Annotated in this window: 19 protein-coding genes and 1 riboswitch; of the genes, 13 read left to right on the forward strand and 6 right to left on the reverse strand. The window is 60.2% G+C overall.

All coding sequences use genetic code 11. From position 1 onward, the window contains the following. Positions 1-70: 70 nt before the first annotated feature. The 7 genes from BN1125_RS07840 to BN1125_RS07870 all read left to right on the forward strand — a co-directional run bounded on the left by BN1125_RS07840 (position 71) and on the right by BN1125_RS07870 (position 5622). Positions 71-1045: a PstS family phosphate ABC transporter substrate-binding protein gene (locus BN1125_RS07840; RefSeq protein ID WP_042011605.1), complete on the forward strand. Its 975-nt coding sequence runs from the start codon at positions 71-73 to the stop codon at positions 1043-1045. Between the two features lie 181 nt (positions 1046-1226). Then, positions 1227-2033 (forward strand): M48 family metallopeptidase, encoded by an 807-nt coding sequence (locus BN1125_RS07845; protein ID WP_042011606.1) that lies wholly within the window; start codon positions 1227-1229, stop codon positions 2031-2033. Next, positions 2021-2527, forward strand: a complete 507-nt coding sequence (locus tag BN1125_RS07850; protein WP_042011607.1) for a GNAT family N-acetyltransferase — start codon at positions 2021-2023, stop codon at positions 2525-2527. Before BN1125_RS07845 ends, BN1125_RS07850 begins: the two co-directional genes overlap by 13 nt. Before the next feature lie 107 nt (positions 2528-2634). Next, positions 2635-3537 (forward strand): ROK family protein, encoded by a 903-nt coding sequence (locus tag BN1125_RS07855; protein ID WP_042011608.1) that lies wholly within the window; start codon positions 2635-2637, stop codon positions 3535-3537. A gap of 41 nt (positions 3538-3578) precedes the next feature. Continuing rightward, positions 3579-4304 carry a copper homeostasis protein CutC gene (locus tag BN1125_RS07860; protein ID WP_042011609.1) on the forward strand — a complete coding sequence of 242 codons (726 nt, stop codon included), beginning with the start codon at positions 3579-3581 and terminating at the stop codon, positions 4302-4304. Positions 4305-4516: 212 nt separating this feature from the next. Further along, positions 4517-5128 carry a BamJ family beta-barrel-assembly machinery protein gene (bamJ, locus tag BN1125_RS07865; RefSeq protein ID WP_042011610.1) on the forward strand — a complete coding sequence of 204 codons (612 nt, stop codon included), beginning with the start codon at positions 4517-4519 and terminating at the stop codon, positions 5126-5128. Between the two features lie 179 nt (positions 5129-5307). Further along, positions 5308-5622 (forward strand): DUF2845 domain-containing protein, encoded by a 315-nt coding sequence (locus BN1125_RS07870; protein ID WP_042011611.1) that lies wholly within the window; start codon positions 5308-5310, stop codon positions 5620-5622. 52 nt (positions 5623-5674) lie between these two features. Here the strand turns inward: BN1125_RS07870 and BN1125_RS07875 are convergent, their stop codons facing one another. Further along, positions 5675-5893: a DUF1107 family protein gene (locus BN1125_RS07875; protein ID WP_042011612.1), complete on the reverse strand. Its 219-nt coding sequence runs from the start codon at positions 5891-5893 to the stop codon at positions 5675-5677. Positions 5894-6094: 201 nt separating this feature from the next. Between BN1125_RS07875 and yfcD the strand changes: the two genes are divergently transcribed. Next, positions 6095-6577, forward strand: coding sequence for an NUDIX hydrolase YfcD (gene yfcD / locus BN1125_RS07880; RefSeq protein ID WP_042011613.1), 483 nt, complete (start codon positions 6095-6097; stop codon positions 6575-6577). Positions 6578-6651: 74 nt separating this feature from the next. On the opposite strand, the gene BN1125_RS07885 is transcribed toward yfcD, so the two are convergent. Continuing rightward, positions 6652-7578: a phenylacetate--CoA ligase family protein gene (locus BN1125_RS07885; protein ID WP_042011614.1), complete on the reverse strand. Its 927-nt coding sequence runs from the start codon at positions 7576-7578 to the stop codon at positions 6652-6654. Positions 7579-7733: 155 nt separating this feature from the next. Here BN1125_RS07885 and BN1125_RS07890 point away from each other — a divergent pair, with 155 nt between their 5' ends. Continuing rightward, positions 7734-8207: a peroxiredoxin gene (locus BN1125_RS07890; RefSeq protein ID WP_042011616.1), complete on the forward strand. Its 474-nt coding sequence runs from the start codon at positions 7734-7736 to the stop codon at positions 8205-8207. A gap of 124 nt (positions 8208-8331) precedes the next feature. After that, complete coding sequence (locus BN1125_RS07895; RefSeq protein WP_042011618.1) at positions 8332-9300, forward strand: calcium/sodium antiporter; 969 nt, start codon at positions 8332-8334, stop codon at positions 9298-9300. Positions 9301-9372: 72 nt separating this feature from the next. Here the strand turns inward: BN1125_RS07895 and BN1125_RS07900 are convergent, their stop codons facing one another. Next, the gene (locus BN1125_RS07900) at positions 9373-10539 is read right to left on the reverse strand and encodes a type III PLP-dependent enzyme (RefSeq protein ID WP_042011619.1); all 1167 of its coding nucleotides are present in this window, start codon (positions 10537-10539) and stop codon (positions 9373-9375) included. A 506-nt stretch (positions 10540-11045) separates the two neighbouring features. Beyond that, positions 11046-11161: riboswitch (glycine riboswitch) on the forward strand. A gap of 264 nt (positions 11162-11425) precedes the next feature. Between BN1125_RS07900 and BN1125_RS07905 the strand changes: the two genes are divergently transcribed. Further along, positions 11426-12802: an alanine/glycine:cation symporter family protein gene (locus BN1125_RS07905; RefSeq protein ID WP_042011620.1), complete on the forward strand. Its 1377-nt coding sequence runs from the start codon at positions 11426-11428 to the stop codon at positions 12800-12802. A gap of 89 nt (positions 12803-12891) precedes the next feature. Here BN1125_RS07905 and BN1125_RS07910 read toward each other — a convergent pair whose 3' ends face one another. Further along, positions 12892-14289: a nucleobase:cation symporter-2 family protein gene (locus BN1125_RS07910; protein ID WP_042011621.1), complete on the reverse strand. Its 1398-nt coding sequence runs from the start codon at positions 14287-14289 to the stop codon at positions 12892-12894. A gap of 244 nt (positions 14290-14533) precedes the next feature. On the opposite strand from BN1125_RS07910, the gene BN1125_RS07915 reads away from it, so the two are divergent. Continuing rightward, positions 14534-15655: a GGDEF domain-containing protein gene (locus BN1125_RS07915; protein ID WP_042011622.1), complete on the forward strand. Its 1122-nt coding sequence runs from the start codon at positions 14534-14536 to the stop codon at positions 15653-15655. A gap of 33 nt (positions 15656-15688) precedes the next feature. Here BN1125_RS07915 and BN1125_RS07920 read toward each other — a convergent pair whose 3' ends face one another. Together BN1125_RS07920 and BN1125_RS07925 are read right to left on the reverse strand one after the other, a co-directional pair. Continuing rightward, positions 15689-15937, reverse strand: coding sequence for a YciN family protein (locus BN1125_RS07920; protein WP_005338382.1), 249 nt, complete (start codon positions 15935-15937; stop codon positions 15689-15691). 135 nt (positions 15938-16072) lie between these two features. Further along, positions 16073-17452, reverse strand: a complete 1380-nt coding sequence (locus BN1125_RS07925; protein ID WP_042011623.1) for an MATE family efflux transporter — start codon at positions 17450-17452, stop codon at positions 16073-16075. A 122-nt stretch (positions 17453-17574) separates the two neighbouring features. Between BN1125_RS07925 and BN1125_RS07930 the strand changes: the two genes are divergently transcribed. Then, positions 17575-18432: a helix-turn-helix transcriptional regulator gene (locus BN1125_RS07930; protein ID WP_042011624.1), complete on the forward strand. Its 858-nt coding sequence runs from the start codon at positions 17575-17577 to the stop codon at positions 18430-18432. Positions 18433-18435 lie beyond the last annotated feature (3 nt).

Consider the following 18435-nt stretch of genomic DNA (forward strand, 5'->3'; position numbering starts at 1 on the left):
ATTTGTCACTGCCAGGTCAGATACTGGCGCCGTCTTAAGAACGGACCTTCTGTAACTTTGGAGAGATTGGATGAAACTCAACAAACTGGCTGGTGTAATCGGATTCACCGCAGCAACCCTGTTTTCTGTCAGCGCTCTGGCTGCCGGTGTGGATAAAGACCTGCCGGATTACACACCGACCAGCGGCATCTCTGGCAACCTGTCCTCGGTCGGCTCTGATACTCTGGCCAACATGATGACCCTGTGGGCAGAAGAATTTAAGCGCGTCTACCCCAACGTTAACGTTCAGATCCAGGCTGCCGGTTCTTCTACCGCGCCGACTGCCCTGACCGAAGGGGTTGCCCAGTTCGGTCCGATGAGCCGTGCCATGAAGGCCGGTGAAGAGGAAGCGTTCGAGAAGCGTTACGGCTACAAGCCGACCGCCATCCGCGTGGCCGTCGATGCCCTGGCGGTATTCGTCAACAAGGACAACCCCATCAAGGGGCTGACCATGCAGCAGGTTGATGCCGTTTTCTCCAGCACCCTCAAGTGCGGCGAAGCCAAGGCGGCGACCAAGTGGTCTGATCTGGGTCTGGATGGCAGTTGGTCCGGCAAGGATCTGCAACTGTTTGGTCGCAACTCGGTATCCGGCACCTACGGTTACTTCAAGGAGCACGCGCTCTGTAACGGTGACTTCAAGAGCGGTGTGAACGAGCAGCCGGGTTCCGCCTCCGTGGTGCAGTCTGTCTCCGCCTCCCTCAACAGTATCGGTTATTCCGGTATCGGTTACGTTACCTCCGGCGTGCGTGCCATTCCGCTCTCCAAGGATGGCAAGACCTTTGTCGAAGCCACGGCTGATAATGCCATCACCGGTAAATATCCGCTGTCGCGCTTCCTCTACGTTTACGTGAACAAGCATCCGAACAAGCCGCTCTCGCCGATGGAGCAGGAGTTCGTCAAGATGATGCTCTCCAAGGCGGGCCAAAGCATCGTTGCCAAAGATGGCTACGTGCCGGTACCGGCCAAGGTGGTGCAGGCAGATCTGAAAAAGCTGGGCATTATGTAACGGCTTGCTACCCACACCTCCTGATAAAACGGGCCCCAAGCGGGCTCGTTTTGTTTTTGGTGGCTGTCAGTTCTGTTAATAGCGCCAGATGGATATTTTTCCGCCAGCCGGGGGCTGGCTCCCTTGCGTAGCAGGGCGGCATTTCCGAGAATAGGGCAACGTTATGGCAAAGGATCCCTTCATGATTGCGTCCCTCTCCAAGTTTGGCCTGGTAGCCCTCTGTAGTTCCCTGCTGGTCGCCTGCGCCCAGTCGCCGACCGGCCGCAGCCAGATGCTGCTCTATTCCCCCCAGCAGATGAACCAGCTTGGTGCCGACTCCTTCGAGCAAATGAAAAAGCAGGAGAAGGTGAGCAAGGATGCCAAACTCAACGCTTATGTCTCCTGTGTTGCCAAGGCGGTGACCGCCCAGGTGCCGGCCAGCTATGGCATTACCAGCTGGGAAGTGGTGGTGTTTGACTCCAAGCAGGTCAACGCCTTCGCCCTGCCCGGCGGCAAGATCGGGGTCTACAGCGGCCTGCTCAAGGTGGCCAGGAATCAGGATCAGCTCGCCACCGTCATCGGCCACGAGCTGACCCACGTGCTGGCCCAGCACTCCAACGAGCGGCTCTCTCGCAGTCAGCTGGCCGGCCTTGGGTTGGCGGCGGCCGACATCGCCATGAGCACCAGCGAGTATCGCGGTGCCACCATGGCCGCCCTTGGCCTCGGGGTGGAGGTCGGGGTAATGCTGCCCTATGGCCGCACTCAGGAGAGCGAAGCGGATCGGTTGGGGCTGGATCTGATGGCGCGCGCCGGGTTCAATCCGGCCGAGGCGATCCCCCTGTGGCAGAACATGAGTACCGCAGCCGGTGGCAACACGCCGCCGCAACTGCTCTCCACTCACCCCAGCAACGAGAACCGGATCGCCGAGTTGCAGGCGCAACAGGCGCAAGTGCTGCCGCTCTATCAGCAGGCCCGTGCCAACGGTCTGGTGCCCCAATGCAAGGCATAAGCCTGCGCATGGCGCGCAGCGACGATGCCGCCGCCATGACGGTGATGCAGCGAGCCAGCTGGCTCGCTGCCTATGGCCAGGTACTCGGCGCCGACCTGCTGGCGCAGTTGGAGGTCGCCGCTCATCTGCAGATCTGGCAGAACCGTCTGGCCGAGCCGTGCCCAAGGCCCATGCTGCTTTGCCTTGATGAGGTGGTGATCGGCCTGCTCTACTGGCAGCCACAGCAGGAAGAGGGGCAGACCCGTGCCCTGATCCGCGCGTTTTACCTTCATCCCGATCACTGGCGGCAAGGTTATGGTAAACGGCTGTGGCAGGCGGTGGCGATGCAGATGCGCCGCGCCGGTTGCTATAGCGTCAAATTGTGGCTGCTCGATGGCAACCACATCGGCGAGGGGTTCTACCTGCGCCGCGGCTTCGTCTTGGACGGCGAAGAGCGCATCCTGATAAGCCTCGGTCAGCCCTGCCTGCAGCGACAAATGAGCCGTTTGCTATGAGCGCTCTCCGGTTTTTCGCCCCCGGTCACTTTATTTATTTTGCGAATTAATACAATGTTCCGCCTGGACGGAGTGGGATAAACACGGGCTGACAAGGGAGTGCGGGCATGTATTACGGCTTTGATATCGGTGGAACCAAGATCGCCTTCGCGGTCTATGACGGTGCATTGAACCTCTGCCATGAGGAGCGCATGAGCACCCCGGGCAACGATTACGAGGTGTTGCAGCAGTTGATCCGCTCCCGGGTTGAGCTGGCGGATATCCGTTTTGGCACCCGAGGCTCGGTCGGTATTGGTTTTCCCGGCGTCATCAATAGCCAGGATCACAGCATAGTGGCGGCCAACTTGCCCTCCATCAATGGTCGCCATCTGGGCGCCGATCTGGCCGAGCTGCTGGCGCGGCCGGTCAAGGTGGATAACGACGCCAACTGCTTCCTATGGTCGGAAGTGCAGCAAGGCGCCGCCGACGGCGCAGGCAGCGCGCTCGGTGTCACCATCGGCACCGGCATCGGCGGCGCCGTCTATCTGGCGGGCCAGCTTATCCAGGGGCGCAACTGGCTGGCTGGCGAGATTGGTCACTACCCCCTGCCCGCGACCATGCTGATGAAATACCCCGAGTTGCCCCGTCCCCGTTGCGGCTGCGGCCGTCTGGTCTGTTTTGAAACCTATGCCTCCGGCATCGGTCTGGAGCGCCTCTATCACCATTTCCATGGCCAGCGCGCCACGGGGCACCAGATTGTGGGACGCTTCGACGCCCACGAGCCCCATGCCGTTGCCACCGTCGACTGCTGGCTGGAGATCATGGCGGCCGGGCTGGCCACCGCCATTTCGGTGATTGACCCCGAGGTGGTGGTGTTGGGGGGCGGCCTGAGCGGCCTGCCGGCCCTCTATGAACAGCTGCCGCTGCGTCTGCCCGGTCACTTGCTGCCCGGTGTGGCCCTGCCCGAAATCCGCCAGGCCCGCTTCGGCGGCGGCGGTGGGGTGCGCGGCGCGGCCTTACTTAATCTATGAGATCAGATGTGGGGTCTGATCTCCCCGAAAAAGGTGTCCTCATGACCCGTCTTGAAATCTGTATCGACAATCTGGAATCCCTCTTCACCGCCCAGCAATCCGGGGCGGATCGCATCGAGCTCTGCTCTGCGCTGGGGCTGGGTGGCCTGACCCCCTCCCATGGCTTTATGCAACTGGCTGCCCGCCACGCCAGCGTGCCGGTGTACGCTATGATCCGCCCGCGCGCCGGGGATTTTTGCTTCAACGACGGCGAGTTCGAGATGATGCTTTTGGATATCGCGGCCGCGCGCACTGCGGGCCTGCAGGGGGTGGTGGTCGGCTTGCTGGATGAGGAGGGACGGGTACCTGCCGCCAAACTCAAACAGCTGGTGGATGCCGCCGGCCCGTTGGGGGTCACCTTCCACCGCGCCATCGACCTCTCCTCCGACTGGCGAGCGGATCTGGAGATCATCGTTAACGCCGGTTGTGAGCGTATTCTGAGCTCCGGTCATGCGCCGACCGCGCTGGCGGGTCTGGAGACGCTGCAGGCGATGCAGCAGGCGCTGGCGGGTCGCGCCAGCCTGATGCCGGGGGCCGGGGTCGATGCCGACAACGTGAGTACCATTATCGAGTTCACCGGGGTGAGTGAAGTGCATATGTCCGGCATGGGTTGGCGTGGTGGCATGGTGCCGCACGGCGTGAATATGGGCACCTCGGATGACGGCCGGTTCAATATTACCGACGGCGCCAAGGTTGCCGCGGTGAGGGCACTGCTCGACAAGGCGTGAGGAAAGCCGGATGGTGTTTTTCTAGTCTTGTGGTAGTCAGCAGCCTTGCTGGATCGCAGTTAAGCAGATCGCCGCCATTGGGCGGCGTTCATCCCCTTCTTGTGTGAAGTTCCTTCCACAGGGGGGAAATCAGGGGCGCCCCCGGCAGCACCTTGGCCAAAAGTCTGATATTATCCCGCCTCTTTACTACATGGATCTGGAGCAACATCTCAATGTCCCAATACGACTCTATCGAACAGAAGGCCAGCTATGGCATCGGCCGCAACATGGGTGATCAGCTAGCGCAGCAAGCCTTTGCCGGTCTGGATATCCCGGCCCTGCAACAAGGCCTGGCAGATGCTCTGAATGGTCTGGAGTTCGCGGTCAGCCGTGACGAGATCAATGATGCCTTCCAAGTGATCACCGCTCGTATGCAAGAAGAGCAGGAAGCCGTTGCCAAGGCCGCCGCTGCTGACGGCGAAGCCTTCCTGGCTGACAACGCCAAGCGCGGCGAAGTGAAGGTGACCGACTCCGGTCTGCAGTACGAAGTCATGGTTGAAGGCAAGGGTGCCGTTCCGGTAGCCGGCCAGTCCGTGCGCGTGCACTACCACGGTACCTTTACCCACGGTGGTGTATTTGACAGCTCGGTCGCCCGTGGTCAGCCGGCTGAATTCCCGGTGACCGGCGTGATCGCTGGCTGGGTTGAAGCCCTGCAGCTGATGCCGGTTGGTTCCAAGTGGAAGCTCTACATCCCCCACGACCTGGCCTATGGTGCCCGTGGTGCAGGTTCCATCCCGCCCTACTCTGCACTGGTATTTGAAGTCGAGTTGCTGGACATCCTGTGATCCTGCTGACTTGATGCAAACGGCGACCATTGGGTCGCCGTTTGTTTTTGTGCCCGCAGGCAGCCTGCGGCGGGCCGGGCCAGCATGAGATGACGAGGGGCCGTTTTTTTGCTCAGGTAGCGGTTTTTTCGGCCACAGGAACAGGCATACTGCAAGTGATGCGACAGGAGGAGATCCCGATGAGCAAGAAGATGACCAGGGTGGCGGCATTCACTTTACTGCTGTTGAGCGTCCCGGCCAGTGCCGATGCCATGCGTTGCAAGAACGCCCTTATCACCGAGGGAGACAGCACAGCCGAGATGTTGCTCAAGTGCGGTGAGCCCATGTTGCGCGAAGATCTCAACCGCAATGAAGAGAACCAGTTTGGCAATCTGGTCCAGGTCAGATATGGCGAACGCTGGACCTACAACTTTGGCAAGAACGAGTTCATGCGCTTCGTGACGGTGCGTAACGGCATCATCACCGAGATCGAAAATGGCCCGCGCGGCGATTAACCGGCGGGCAAGGCATGGCTGCACAACAGACGGTAAGGCAAGACCCTTTGACTCACATGTCTGACAAAGGCTCGCTGTGACCAAGCTGACTGACCGCCTGATTGATCTGGCGGGCCAACCTCAGCCGCTGGCGACAGGTCTGGCCATGGAGGCTGATCCTGCCCGCGTTGAATTCAAATGTCCCCAGCGACTCGATGGCAAAATAGCCTCGGTGAAAGCACTTGATGTAGCGAGCGATTTGCCGTGGGGATAACTGCTTGAATACCTTCATCACAAGTTCCCTGATTGCCTAGACTGGGCGACACTATGGTGTCGCTCGATGACACTGATATGACGGTTTATATAGAATTGCATGAATCCTTACTCGGGCGACGGGCATCATAAAAACGGCACCTCCGGCCGAAAAGTAGTGCCATAACAACAAGCTGCCCCGATATACTGCGGGCAATGGAACGAACGAAAGGGCCTGTGCGTGGAATGGGTTGATGTGGTGGATGAAGAGAACAGGGTGATTGGCGTGGCCGAGCGGGTTCGGGTGCGACGGGATAATCTTTGCCATCGCGCCAGCTATATTCTGGTGCTCGACGACGCGGACCGCATCCTGGTGCAACGGCGTACCCTCAGCAAGGATTTCTGCCCCGGCATGCTGGACGCCTGCGCCGGTGGCGTGGTCACCGCAGGCGAGCAGATGGAACCCTCCGCCCGCCGCGAGCTGGCAGAGGAGCTGGGCATTAAAGGGGTGCCGCTGGAAGGCTTTGGCACCTTCTATGCCGAAGGGGAGGGGTATCGGGTCTGGGGGGGCCTCTACAGCTGCCGCTATCAGGGGCCGCTCCGGCTGCAGGCCGAAGAGGTGAGCGAGGTGCACTGGATGAGCCTGGCCGAGATTGCTGATCGCAGGGGCGAGTTTACCCCCGACTCCCTGCTCGCCATCGCCACCTGGCAGGCGAGACGCTGACCACTTTCAGATACGCCTCGCCAGAGACAAGACGGGCAGCCTGATGGCTGCCCGTTTGCATTTGGTTTGTGTGACTAGACCAGTTTGAGGCGTCGGTTGGTGCGACCGCACGGGCTTGGCGTTGTGAGCCAGTGTCCTTGCCAGTCGGTAGCGAGGCGCAGCAGGGGGTACTCCAGATCGAGCCGGGTCACCACCAACTGGCCGGTCTCGCCGCCGCTCACCGGCTCGCCGCTGGCGGGATCGATGATCTCGATGATGCAACTCTCGTTGACAATAAATCCCTGTCCTGGTTGGCTCTCGTAAGCCACCACCCCCACATCCTGCCACACCAGACAGTTGAGGGCTGCAATGCCGTGAATGGCGCGCAGCGGCGCCGTTTCGGGATGGGTGGCCTCGCACAGCAGGGCGCAGCGCAGCGAGTCGGTGGCGATCTCCGCTGCCTCGGCGGCCTCCAGCAGATCGAGCAGGGTCACCAGCGGGCCGACGTAACCGGTGGGTTGATAGCGCTGCAGCGCCTCCAATTGGCGCAGGGTATCGTGAGGCCCGCAGGGCACCACGGGGGCGCCGAGCTGACGGGCTCCGTTATCGAAGATGAAGGCGGTGGGACCGGCGTGATAGTCGTGACCGTTGAGCATCACTTCCCCCGCCTTGAAACCGGCGGCGAACAGCGCCCGGGCGGCCCCCCACCAGTCCGCCCCGGCATATTCGGGGATCGCCAGCTGGCCCGGACAGCAGAAGACCCGCAGCGCTTGGCTGGCTGGGCGGCCGGTCAGTCCGGCAAAGGGGGGATGAGCCTGCTGGGCGGCAAACAGCTCCTGGCTGTCGAGCAGGGGCAGGGTGGCCAGCTCTGCCAGATCCTCGAGACGGCAGTGGCGATAGGCGCTGGAGTAACCGGCGCAATACTGGCTGACATGGGTAAGCTGATGATTGAGCTGATCCAGTTGCTGCTGCTCGCGCAGGGCAGGGGGACGAATTTCCAGACCATCGTAGTAGTGTTGCATGAGGCCTCCTGGCGCCGTGAAACCAGCTCAAGAGTAGTCTGCCCAAGGGGAAAATGCCTGCCGTCAGCAGTGGTCCGGCTCCGGGGCCCGGTTAGGCGGTGTCGTCACTCTGGGATAAACTGGTGACTTGCCACCACGACTCAGGATGAGAAATCATGATTGCTGTAGGACACCCCCTGCCTGCGGGCGAATTTACCTTTATCACCGCCGAGGGCAAGCAGCTGCGAGATAGCCAGACGCTCTTTGCCGGTAAAAAAGTGGTGCTGTTTGCCGTACCCGGCGCCTTTACCCCAACCTGCTCCAACGCCCATTTGCCGGGTTATGTGGTGCTGGCCGATCAGTTCATCACCAAAGGGGTGGATGCTATCTGTTGTCTGTCGGTCAACGACCCCTTCGTGATGAAGGCGTGGCAGGATGCCCAGAATGCCGAGGCCATCACCATGCTGGCCGATGGCGACGGCAGCTGGACCCGGGCGTTGGGCCTTGCCAAGGATACCGGTACCTTTGGTGGCATCCGCGCCCAGCGCTTTGCCCTGATCGCCAACGACGGTGTGGTCGAGCAGCTCTTTGTGGAGGAACCGGGCAAGTTCGAGGTGTCGGATGCCCAGAGCCTGCTGGCAGCACTGTGAAATGTTAATTGCAGTTTGATTTCCCCTTGAAATAGAAAGGGGGCCCGCTACACTGGGCCCGCTTCTGGAAGAGGCCAGGCTTGTGCCTGGCTTTTGTGTTTGCAGACCATGGAATAGAGACGATATGACCCTGGCTTTTGTTGCCCTGATTGCCGGACTGGCGCTGCTGGTCTGGAGTGCGGATAAATTTGTCGATGGCGCTGCGGCGACCGCCCGTTATGCGGGAATGCCACCGCTGCTGATCGGCATGGTGATCATCGGTTTTGGCACTTCGGCGCCCGAGATGGTGGTGTCGGCGCTGGCTTCCATGCAGGGGAATCCGGGTCTGGCGCTCGGTAATGCCTATGGCTCCAACATCACTAATATCGCCCTGATCCTGGGTCTCACCGCCCTGATCAGCCCGATTGCGGTCTCTTCCCAGGTGGTGCGCAAGGAGATCCCCATCCTGCTTGCAATTACCCTGCTTTCCGGTGCGTTGCTGATAGATGGCCATCTCGGTGCCATGGATGCGGCTATTCTGGGGGCCGTCTTCGTCGTTCTGATGGGCTGGTCTATCTGGGCCGGGATCACCGGCAAAGGGGATGCGCTGGATGCCGACGTCAATGACGACATCGACAGCGAAGCCATGCCGCTGAAGAGAGCCATTTTCTGGCTGATCGTCGGATTGGTGTTGCTGGTCGGGGCTTCCCGTTTGCTGGTGTGGGGAGCGGTGACCATCGCTCAGGCGTTTGGTATCAGCGATCTGGTGATTGGTTTGACCATAGTGGCCATCGGTACCTCGTTGCCGGAGCTGGCCTCCTCCCTGATGGCCATCAAGAAAAACGAGCACGATCTGGCGCTGGGTAACGTGCTTGGCTCCAACCTGTTCAATACCCTGGCGGTGGTGGGGATCGCGGCAGGCATCCATCCGCTCGACGTGGCACCCGAGGTGCTCACCCGTGACTGGAGCATCATGATGGGGCTGACCCTGTTGCTGCTGGTGATGTGTCTGGGCCGTAAAGGAAAGGGGCGGATCAACCGGGTGGAGGGGGGCGTACTGCTCACCTGCTTCGTCGCCTATACCGGCTGGCTGCTGACCAGTCAGTTTATCTGACCAGCCGCGATGAAATGAGAGAGGGGGAAGCTCGAGCTTCCCCCTCTTGTTTTGGGCCGGCGAACGGCGTCGTCAGGCGACCGCCACCAGTTTCTGTCCTTTCTGGCTGCTGTCCAGAATGAGGATGCTCGCCTTGGGGAAGAAGTTGAAGGTAGAGGCAGATGCCCAGGTGTAGGCCCCCATCACCTTGCCCACCACCAGCTCGCCGATGGCCAGATCCGGCAGCATGATGCCATCGCGGATCACGTCCACGCTGTCGCAGGTAGGGCCGGAGAGTACGGCATTGTGTAGCTCGCCATGGGCATAGGGCGTGCTGACCGGATAGATGACATGGTCATAGAGCTGGCCGTTATAGCTGCCGTAGAGGCCGTCATCCAGGTAGTACCAGATCTTGTCGCCGCGGTGTGCCTTGCCCATGACGCTGGCGACCGAGGTCATGGCTGGCGCGCTGATAAAGCGGCCCGGTTCGGCGATCTTCTGCACGGTGGCGGGCAACTTGGCCAGTGCCTCGCGGATCGGGGCGCAGAAGCCGTCGATATCGAACTCGCCGCCATCATAATCGACCGGGAAACCGCCGCCGATATCCAGTACCCAGGGCTTGAGCCCGATCGACCAGGCCTGCTCCATGATCTCGCGGCAAGCGTCGATGGCCTGCACGTGGCGACGGGCGTGGGGGACCTGAGAGCCGACGTGGAACGACAGCCCCATCACCTTGATCCCCTTGGCGTGGGCCAGCTGCAGCAGCGGCAGCGCCTGCTCCGGGGTGCAGCCGAACTTCTTGGAGAGATCGACCTTGGTCTCGGGGTTCGGGAAGCTGACCCGCAGCAGCAGTGTTACTTCGTCCTTGTAGGGAATGAACTTCTCCAGCTCCAGCGGGTTGTCGTAGACAAACACGGTGCAGCCGAACTCCAGCGCATAACGGATATCGCTGTCGCGCTTGATGGGATGGGTATGAATGCAACGTCCCGGGCGAACCCCCTGACTGCGCACCAGATCCACTTCGCCATTGGTGGCCAGATCGAAACAAGCCCCCTCTTCCTTCAAGACAGAGACCACTGCCTCGTGGGGCAGGGGTTTGAGTGCATAGTGCAATCGTACATCGGGCAGGGCGGCGGCCAGCGCCCGATACTGTTTGCGGACGGCTGCCTTGTCGAGCAGCAGCAGGGGGGAGCCGAATTGTTCAACCAGCTGACGGTAATCTTGTGCGACCACATCTTTTGCAACCAGGGTCTCGTTCATTCTCTTTTGGTCATCCTTAGGGGGCGTGATATGCCCAAGCCATATGCGATTGAACCGGCGACGGCCGGGTCAGGCGAGCGGTCCGGTGGGACCAACCGAACACAGTGCATAAATTGATGGTAAAGTGCTTGGTTATGCAGCGGATTATCGGCTTATTGATTCTTTGTGCAAGCATTTTGATTGGATATGTCGGCAAGATTTTCTTGGCGAAACGAGAGGGATCACTGTTCTCTATCCGCCATTTTTCCCGTTTGGGCCACATTTGATCGGTGAGAGCCTAACTTATTGATACTTAACTAACATTTAACATTCTTGTTGCGGTTCTGGCGGTCACTAAAAAATATAAATGGGGGCAGCCAAGTGCGAGACAGCTCACATTTTTTGGATTAACATGCCGACTTCCTAATCCAAACTAGTTCGGATGAAGGTAGCAGGAGAGCGATGGGCAACCATCCACCGAAGAAGTGAATCTTTCAGGTACCGGGCAACCGGTGTGGACTGCTACTGGACGATACTCTGGAGAGACCCGTTAAATCGGGCGCCGAAGGAGCAAGGCACCATGACCACCCGCAAGGGCAGGCTGGCGCCGGAAACTCTCAGGCAAAAGGACAGAGGGGATGGGATGGTTGTACCTGAGCTTGGAACTGTTCACGATCTGTAACGAGAGGTCGTCAGCAAGGTAAAGAGCAGCGCAGGAACCGGAGTGTATGTAAATACATGAGCCTCTTGGTCCCACATAAGCGAGCAGCGCATGAGCCTTGATCACGGCCTCGCAGTAAGAGTGTGAACACATTCTTGGCCCGCATCCGATCGCCTTTGGCCGATCGCGACACCTATGGGAAGATCATCCTTCTCCTCCTTAATTTTTGTTTTTTAAGGAGGATGCATGTCATCAATTCAATCGGCGTTAACCGCCATCGATAGCTTTATCTGGGGACCACCCCTGCTGATCCTGCTGGTCGGGACCGGTATCTATCTCACCCTGCGTCTGGGTCTGCTTCAGGTGGTGCGCTTGCCCCTCGCTCTGCGGCTGGTTTTTGGCCGCGATCAGGGGAAGGGCAAGCAGGGGGATGTTTCCAGCTTCGGCGCCCTCTGTACTGCGCTTTCAGCCACCATTGGTACCGGCAACATCGTCGGGGTGGCTACCGCCATCAAGCTGGGTGGCCCCGGAGCCCTGTTCTGGATGTGGATGGCGGCGCTGTTCGGCATGGCCACCAAGTACGCCGAGTGCCTGCTGGCGGTCAAATACCGCGAGCAGGATGCTAGCGGCCAGATGGCGGGTGGCCCCATGTACTATCTGGAGAAGGGACTCGGCTCCAAGCCGCTGGCCAAGCTGTTCGCCCTGTTCGGCATTGGCGTCGCCTTTTTCGGTATCGGGACTTTCCCGCAGGTCAACGCCATCTCCGACGCCATGACTCTCTCCTTCTCGGTACCCCGTGAAGTGACGGCCGTGGTGCTGACCCTGATCGTGGCACTGGTGACCCTGGGGGGGATCAAGTCCATCTCCAGCGTGTCGAGCAAGGTGGTGCCATTCATGGCTATCTTCTACATCGTCGCCTGCCTCGGCGTGTTGGTGAACAACGCCAGCGCCCTGCCCGATGCCGTCATGCTGGTTATTGAGAGTGCCTTCACCGGCCATGCGGCGACCGGCGGCTTCGTCGGTGCCAGCATCATGCTGGCCATTCAGTCCGGGGTGGCGCGCGGGGTCTTCTCCAACGAGTCGGGGCTGGGCTCTGCGCCCATCGCGGCGGCGGCGGCCAAGACCGATTCCTGCGTGGAGCAGGGGCTGGTCTCCATGACCGGTACCTTTATCGACACCATCATCATCTGCACTATGACCGGCCTGACCCTGGTGGTGACCGGGGTGTGGAGCGGCGATGCGAGCGGCGCGGCCATGACCAGTCTGGCCTTTGCCCAGGGGCTCGATGCCCATGTTGGCCAGTATCTGGTGAGCATTGGCCTCTTGTTCTTCGCCTTTACCACCATCCTTGGCTGGAACTACTACGGCGAGCGCTGTACCGAGTACCTGTTCGGGGTCAAGGCGATCAAGCCCTACCGTGTTATCTATCTGGCGCTGGTGGCGAGCGGGGCCTTCCTCCACCTCGACATGATTTGGCTCTTGGCCGATATCGTGAACGGCCTGATGGCGGTGCCCAACCTCATCGGCCTCATTGGCCTGCGCCATGTGGTGATCGCCGAGACCCGTGCCTACTTTAGTCGCGAACAGGATGGTGAAGCCGAACCGGAGCCGCAGACGGCCTGATGTAACGACCATCCATTCAAACGAAAAGCCACGACTCGGGTCGTGGCTTTTTTATGGACGCGTAGCGCTGGTGACAGCCAGGCGCAGTGTCAGGCGGGTTGTGCGCTGCGCTTGGGCAGCAGCAGGTTGAGCACGATGGCGGTGATGCCGCCAGTAGCGACGCCATAGGAGAGCACACTCTTGATAAGCTCCGGCATGTGTTGCAACACCTCGGGTACCTGGGCGACCCCCAGTCCCATGGCGATGGAGACGGCCAGGATCATCAGGGCGCGGCGATCCAGCTCCTCGCGGGAAATGATCCGCACCCCGGCAGCAGCTATGGTGCCAAACATCACGATAGTGGCGCCACCCAGTACGGGCTCGGGGATCTGCTGCACCAGACTGGCGACCGCCGGGAACAGGCCGAGCAGTGCCAGCATGGCGGCGATAAACAGGCCGACGTAGCGGCTGGCCATCCCGGTTAGCTGGATAACTCCGTTATTCTGGCTGAAGGTGGACATGGGGAAGGTGGAGAAGATGGCGGCCAGGATGGAGTTGCAGCCATCGGCCAGTACCCCCCCTTTGATGCGTTTCATATAGACCTTGCCAGTCACGGGTTCACCGGACACATCCGAGGTGGCGGTCATGTCACCGATTGCCTCCAGTGCTGTGACGGCGAAGATGATGGCCAGGGGCACGAACAGCTGCCAGTCAAAACCCAGACCATAGCGCAAGGGCTCCGGCACCATCACCATGGGGCCGGTAAAGGTCGGCGCACTGACCTTGCCCATCAGCAGGGCCACGGCATAACCGGCCAGCATGGCGATCATGATGGCGGAGAGGCGCAGCCAGGGATTGCGGCTGCGCTGCAGCAGCACGATGATGCCGAGTACCAGCAGGGAGAGCAACAGGTTGCTCGGGCTGGCGAAGCTGCCATCGGCCATGGCGTTGTAACCGCCGCCCATGCTGATGAGTCCCACCTTGATCAGGGTCAGACCGATCAGCAGGACCACGATCCCGGTCACCAGCGGGGTGATCACCTTCTGGACCAGATGGAGGAAGCGGCTGAGGATCACCATGGTCAGTGCCGCCACCATAATGGTGCCGAACAGGGTGCCGAGCATATCTTCAGTCGGCATGGCCGCCTGTTTGAGGGCGAGTCCGGAGGCGATGATGGGACCGAGGAAGTTGAAGCTGGTGCCCTGCACCGAGAGCAGGCCGGAACCGATGGGGCCGAAACGGCGGGTCTGGATGAAGGAGGCGATGCCGGACATGACCAGCGACATGGAGACGATATAACGGGTGTCAGCGGCGGGGAGGCCGAGGGAATTGGCGATGATCAGGGGCGGGGTAATGATGGCGACAAACATGGCGAGCATATGCTGCAGGGCGGCGAACAGTGTCTGGGGCAAGGGGGGGACATCATCTATGCCGTAGACCAGTTCGCTCTGGGCTCGTCTGGGGGGGTGTGCCTCCGGGGTGATGCGCGTGTCGGCAGCCTGTTCCATAAGTACCTCAAATTATGTGGGAAAGGGGAAAAAATTGGGCGCTATTGTAGTGATTGAAATGAGGCTGACCAGCGCTAATTTTGCGATAAAAGGTTTATTTTTTGATGGGTTGAAACGTTTGCGTGCTGCGATTATCATCTGTCGTTTTGTGTGAGCGCCCTCTACTTTTATTCCCCCTCTCATGACATTTTTACTACTTTGTAGGTGTAGAATGAACCACTCGACCTTGACGTGGAAGCGATGGATGCTCAAGTTGTCAGAGTTCTGGAGTGCCAGAGTTCACTCCGAAGATTTTACCCGCACCCGTATGGGCTTTATGACTGTGCGTCTGCGCCTGCTCACCTGCCTGCTAATGGTCGGGCTGCCCGCTTGGGCGTTGGTTGACTGGATCACCTTGCCGCCCAGCCATTTCGAGCAGTTGTTTCAAGCCAGGATCTTCTGCACCCTGGCGCTCTCGCCACTGATCCCGCTCTCCTACCTTATTCACTTCAAGCGGGAACGGATGAAGCTGGCGCTGGGTTACCTGATGGCAGTGATGATGCTCTTCTCCCTCTTCTGCCTGCACAGTTTTGGTGCCGGACAGGAGTTGCAGGCGGGCTATGCGGCCTTTCCCTATCTGCTGATCTCCCTGTTTGCTATCTTCCCCATCCCCCTCTCCCTCGGCCTGCAGCTGGCCTGCGTGGTGTTGGTGACCATGTTGCTGGGTCACTGGGTGCTGGTAGGGCAGACCATCTGGAGTCAGGCCACCCTGAATCAGGTATGGGTGCTCGGCATGTTTACTCTGGCCAGCTGCTGGGTGCAGTGCGGTCAACTTAATATGTTGCTGCGGCTCTATCGGGAGTCCACCACCGATGAGTTGACCGGCATGATGAACCGCCGCTTGCTGATGAAGCAGCTTGAGCAGGCCAGAGAGAGGCTGCAGAGCAGGAAGAAGCCCTTTGCTGTGATGCTGCTGGATCTCGATCGCTTCAAGCGGATCAACGATATTTACGGTCATCTGGCGGGAGACGCAGTGCTCAAGGAGGTTGCGATTACCCTGGGTGAGCAGCTGGAGCCAGACATGGTGCTGGGGCGTTATGGCGGCGAAGAGTTTGCCATCCTGATGCTCAACAGCGCCAATCCGGCACAGGTGGGGAAAATGGCGGAGCGGCTGCGCATTGCCGTCGAGGCGCGGCTGGTGAAAAGCCCCATCTCGGACGAATTGCTGGAGGTGACGGTGAGCATAGGGATTGCGCTGGCCCGACCCGGCGAGAGCACGGATCTGCTGATCAACCGCGCCGACGAGTGTCTCTATCAGGCCAAGATGGCCGGGCGCAATTGCGTGGTGATAGAGGGGCTGAGTAGTGGAAAAACAGATGCCGCCTGAGGGCGGCATCGTGTTGACAATGTGCTGGCGACATCAGGCAAGCTTGTACTTGCCGGAGAGCTGCTGGGCCAGCAGCTTGAACATGTTGAACACGGCCATGGTCTTGCCGGTCGGAGTACCATCTTCGGCCAGAAAGTACTCCCCCTTGAACACCAGAATATCCCCCTTCTGCTCCACCGAATCGGCGCGCATGCCGTGGATGAAATCCTCGTGTTCCTTGATGATCTTGTTGGCCATCTCCAGCAGGGCAGTCTCGGTGATCAGCTCTTTCTGTGGTTGCATGCTCGTCTCCTTAAACGACTACTGGACAGGGAGATCGTGGATCCCTGCCTCTGATTGAAGAGGCGCCCAGCATACTGCAAACGGGGATTTTCTGTCATTGATATGATCCCGTATTTTCCCCCTTTGCCATGCCCCTTATCCCATCACCAGATTCTTCAACCAGCGGCGCTGGCGAATACGGCGCTGCACCAGCAGCACCTTGCTGAGCTCCTCCAGCAAGACCACCGCCACCACCCAGGAGAGGGGCCAGCCGAGCAGACTGACCGCCACCCAGGCGAGTGGCAGACCGATGCACCACATGCCGACGATATCGATGAAGATGGTGTAGTTCACGTCCCCGCCCGAGCGCAGCACCCCTATGATGCCCACCATGTTGAATACCTTGAGCAGCATCCCCAGACACATTATGCCGAGCACCTGGCCCGCCTCGGCCATCAGCTCGGGGGGCAGGTTGCCCACCCACTGCAACAGGTTGGTCTGCAGCAGCCAAACTGCGATCCCCGCCAGCATGGCGCCGATGGGGGCGAGCAGCAGAAAGAGCTGGGAGTGCTGCCAGGCAATCTCGTACTCCTCGGCCCCGAGCCGGTGGCCGAGCAGGGTGGAGCAGGCGACCGCCAACCCAAAGAAGAGGGAGATAAGGATGCTCTCGAGCGTCCCCAGGGTGGTCATGATGGCCAGTGAATCGGTGCCAAGATGGGCATAGAGAAAGCCGTAAATCAGCATGCCGAAGGCCCAGAGGCCGTCATGGAACAGTAGTGGCAGGGCGATCAGGGTGAAGCGCACCACCTCCTTGCGTTTGAAGGCGGCCAGCCAGTCTGGCACGCGCGGGATCAGCCGCGATTCATAGCGTCTCACGTAGATCAGCAGCAGGGTTGTTTGTAGCAGTCGCGAGAGGGTGGTGCCCCAGGCCGAACCGGCTACGCCCATCGCCTCGAAGCCGAAATGGCCGAAGATGAGGGCATAGTTAAGGATGACGTTGGCGATGATGGCGATAATGCCGATGCGGGTGGGGGCAGCGGCATTGCCGACCGAGCGCAACGCCGACTCCAGTGGTACCACGATGGCGGTGCAGAGGATGGTGGCGCCGGTGATCATCAAGAATTGATCCGCCAGCTCGCGCAGCGCGGGCTCCTGGCTGGCAAAGCCCAGCACACTGCCCGGCGATAATACATAGACAAAGGCAAATGGCAGGGAGACCAGCAGGGCGCCCACCAGCGCCAGAGCCAGGGATCGGCGCACCCCGGCCATCTCGCCGCGACCGTAATATTGTGCTGCCAATACCGAAACCCCGCCCGCGAGGCCCGCTATCACCAGCAGATTGAAGAAGAAGACCCGGTTACCCAAGCCGACCGCCGCCACGGCCGTGGTGCCAAGCTGGCTCACCATCATGATATCGATGAGGCCGAGCAGGGAGAACATCATGGATTGCAGTGAGACGGGCAGGGCTAGTCGCCACAGTCTGGCCATGAACTCGCGATCGGTGGTTTGTTTTAAAATCGCTTGCCAATAATTCATCGTTGTTAACCGGGTATGAGAAAAGCAAGGGTTGTCGGGGGGTATGATAAGGGGTGATAGTGTGGCTACTCACTGTGAGTAGCTCTCGATTTTTTTGTGTAAAACTATCCTGTTGAGGTCTTATGCCCTTTGTCAGCGAGTGTCTGGAAATTGCACCTTCTTGCGAAGAGCGGATGCTGGGGCGTGAAGGTCTGCCCCTGCTCGGCGAGGCGGGTATCTTCCTGACCGGCCTCTCGATCATCCGGGATCACTACCTGATCCGTCGCAACCGGCCCGAGTTTCACATCCTGATGGTGAGCCACAGCGAGGGTGGGGCGCTGCTCACCGATGGCGGCGAGCAGCCTATCCCGGCCGGGTCGCTTATCTTTTTGCCCGCTGCCGTGCCGGGTGGCCTCAAGCTGGTGGGCGAGCAGTGGCACACCAGCTGGATCCTGCTCGATGACGTGCTGCGCTGGCAGCACCTGCATCGCCTTGGGCACCGTATCTGGCAAGGGGATGGCGGCGATCAGCTCTACCATCTGCTCAGCCTGATGCAGGGGGAGGGGGTGCGTTCCCCGCTGCAACCTCAACTGCTCAACCTGCTGCTGGCGCTGCTGGAACGCACCCTGCAAGGGGAGGTGCGCGGTACCCCTGAACTCAGATTACAGGCACTGTTTCGCCGGGTGGAGGCGCGTCTCGATGAGCCCTGGAGCGTGGCCCGGCTGGCCGAGCAGATGGCCTGTTCTGTACCCCATCTGCACCGACTCTGCCAGCAAGTGTTCGGCATGGGACCGATGGCGAGGGTGACCGAGCTCAGAATGAACAAGGCGCGCCAACTACTGCTCTACACCAACTGGCCCCTTGGCGAGCTGGCTGCCCGGGTCGGCTACAGCGATGGGGCCAACTTTGCCAACCGCTTTCGCCGGCTCACTGGTCTGACCCCCGGTGCCTTTCGTCGATTGGGTCGCAAACCTTTTGCAACGGATATGCAAACTCTTTGAAAT

The organism is Aeromonas fluvialis (assembly GCF_000819885.1).
Lineage (GTDB): Bacteria > Pseudomonadota > Gammaproteobacteria > Enterobacterales > Aeromonadaceae > Aeromonas > Aeromonas fluvialis.

What these genes read in the sequence shown, in the direction of transcription:
- BN1125_RS07920 (WP_005338382.1), bottom strand. Translation starts at nt 15,937, where the DNA reads ATGCAACCACAGAAAGAGCTGATCACCGAGACTGCCCTGCTGGAGATG.
- BN1125_RS07915 (WP_042011622.1), top strand. Translation starts at nt 14,534, where the DNA reads ATGCTCAAGTTGTCAGAGTTCTGGAGTGCCAGAGTTCACTCCGAAGAT.
- BN1125_RS07845 (WP_042011606.1), top strand. Translation starts at nt 1,227, where the DNA reads ATGATTGCGTCCCTCTCCAAGTTTGGCCTGGTAGCCCTCTGTAGTTCC.
- BN1125_RS07855 (WP_042011608.1), top strand. Translation starts at nt 2,635, where the DNA reads ATGTATTACGGCTTTGATATCGGTGGAACCAAGATCGCCTTCGCGGTC.
- BN1125_RS07895 (WP_042011618.1), top strand. Translation starts at nt 8,332, where the DNA reads ATGACCCTGGCTTTTGTTGCCCTGATTGCCGGACTGGCGCTGCTGGTC.
- BN1125_RS07850 (WP_042011607.1), top strand. Translation starts at nt 2,021, where the DNA reads ATGCAAGGCATAAGCCTGCGCATGGCGCGCAGCGACGATGCCGCCGCC.
- BN1125_RS07910 (WP_042011621.1), bottom strand. Translation starts at nt 14,289, where the DNA reads ATGGAACAGGCTGCCGACACGCGCATCACCCCGGAGGCACACCCCCCC.
- BN1125_RS07840 (WP_042011605.1), top strand. Translation starts at nt 71, where the DNA reads ATGAAACTCAACAAACTGGCTGGTGTAATCGGATTCACCGCAGCAACC.
- BN1125_RS07885 (WP_042011614.1), bottom strand. Translation starts at nt 7,578, where the DNA reads ATGCAACACTACTACGATGGTCTGGAAATTCGTCCCCCTGCCCTGCGC.
- BN1125_RS07870 (WP_042011611.1), top strand. Translation starts at nt 5,308, where the DNA reads ATGAGCAAGAAGATGACCAGGGTGGCGGCATTCACTTTACTGCTGTTG.
- BN1125_RS07890 (WP_042011616.1), top strand. Translation starts at nt 7,734, where the DNA reads ATGATTGCTGTAGGACACCCCCTGCCTGCGGGCGAATTTACCTTTATC.
- BN1125_RS07930 (WP_042011624.1), top strand. Translation starts at nt 17,575, where the DNA reads ATGCCCTTTGTCAGCGAGTGTCTGGAAATTGCACCTTCTTGCGAAGAG.
- BN1125_RS07875 (WP_042011612.1), bottom strand. Translation starts at nt 5,893, where the DNA reads ATGAAGGTATTCAAGCAGTTATCCCCACGGCAAATCGCTCGCTACATC.
- BN1125_RS07925 (WP_042011623.1), bottom strand. Translation starts at nt 17,452, where the DNA reads ATGAATTATTGGCAAGCGATTTTAAAACAAACCACCGATCGCGAGTTC.
- BN1125_RS07900 (WP_042011619.1), bottom strand. Translation starts at nt 10,539, where the DNA reads ATGAACGAGACCCTGGTTGCAAAAGATGTGGTCGCACAAGATTACCGT.
- BN1125_RS07860 (WP_042011609.1), top strand. Translation starts at nt 3,579, where the DNA reads ATGACCCGTCTTGAAATCTGTATCGACAATCTGGAATCCCTCTTCACC.
- bamJ (WP_042011610.1), top strand. Translation starts at nt 4,517, where the DNA reads ATGTCCCAATACGACTCTATCGAACAGAAGGCCAGCTATGGCATCGGC.
- BN1125_RS07905 (WP_042011620.1), top strand. Translation starts at nt 11,426, where the DNA reads ATGTCATCAATTCAATCGGCGTTAACCGCCATCGATAGCTTTATCTGG.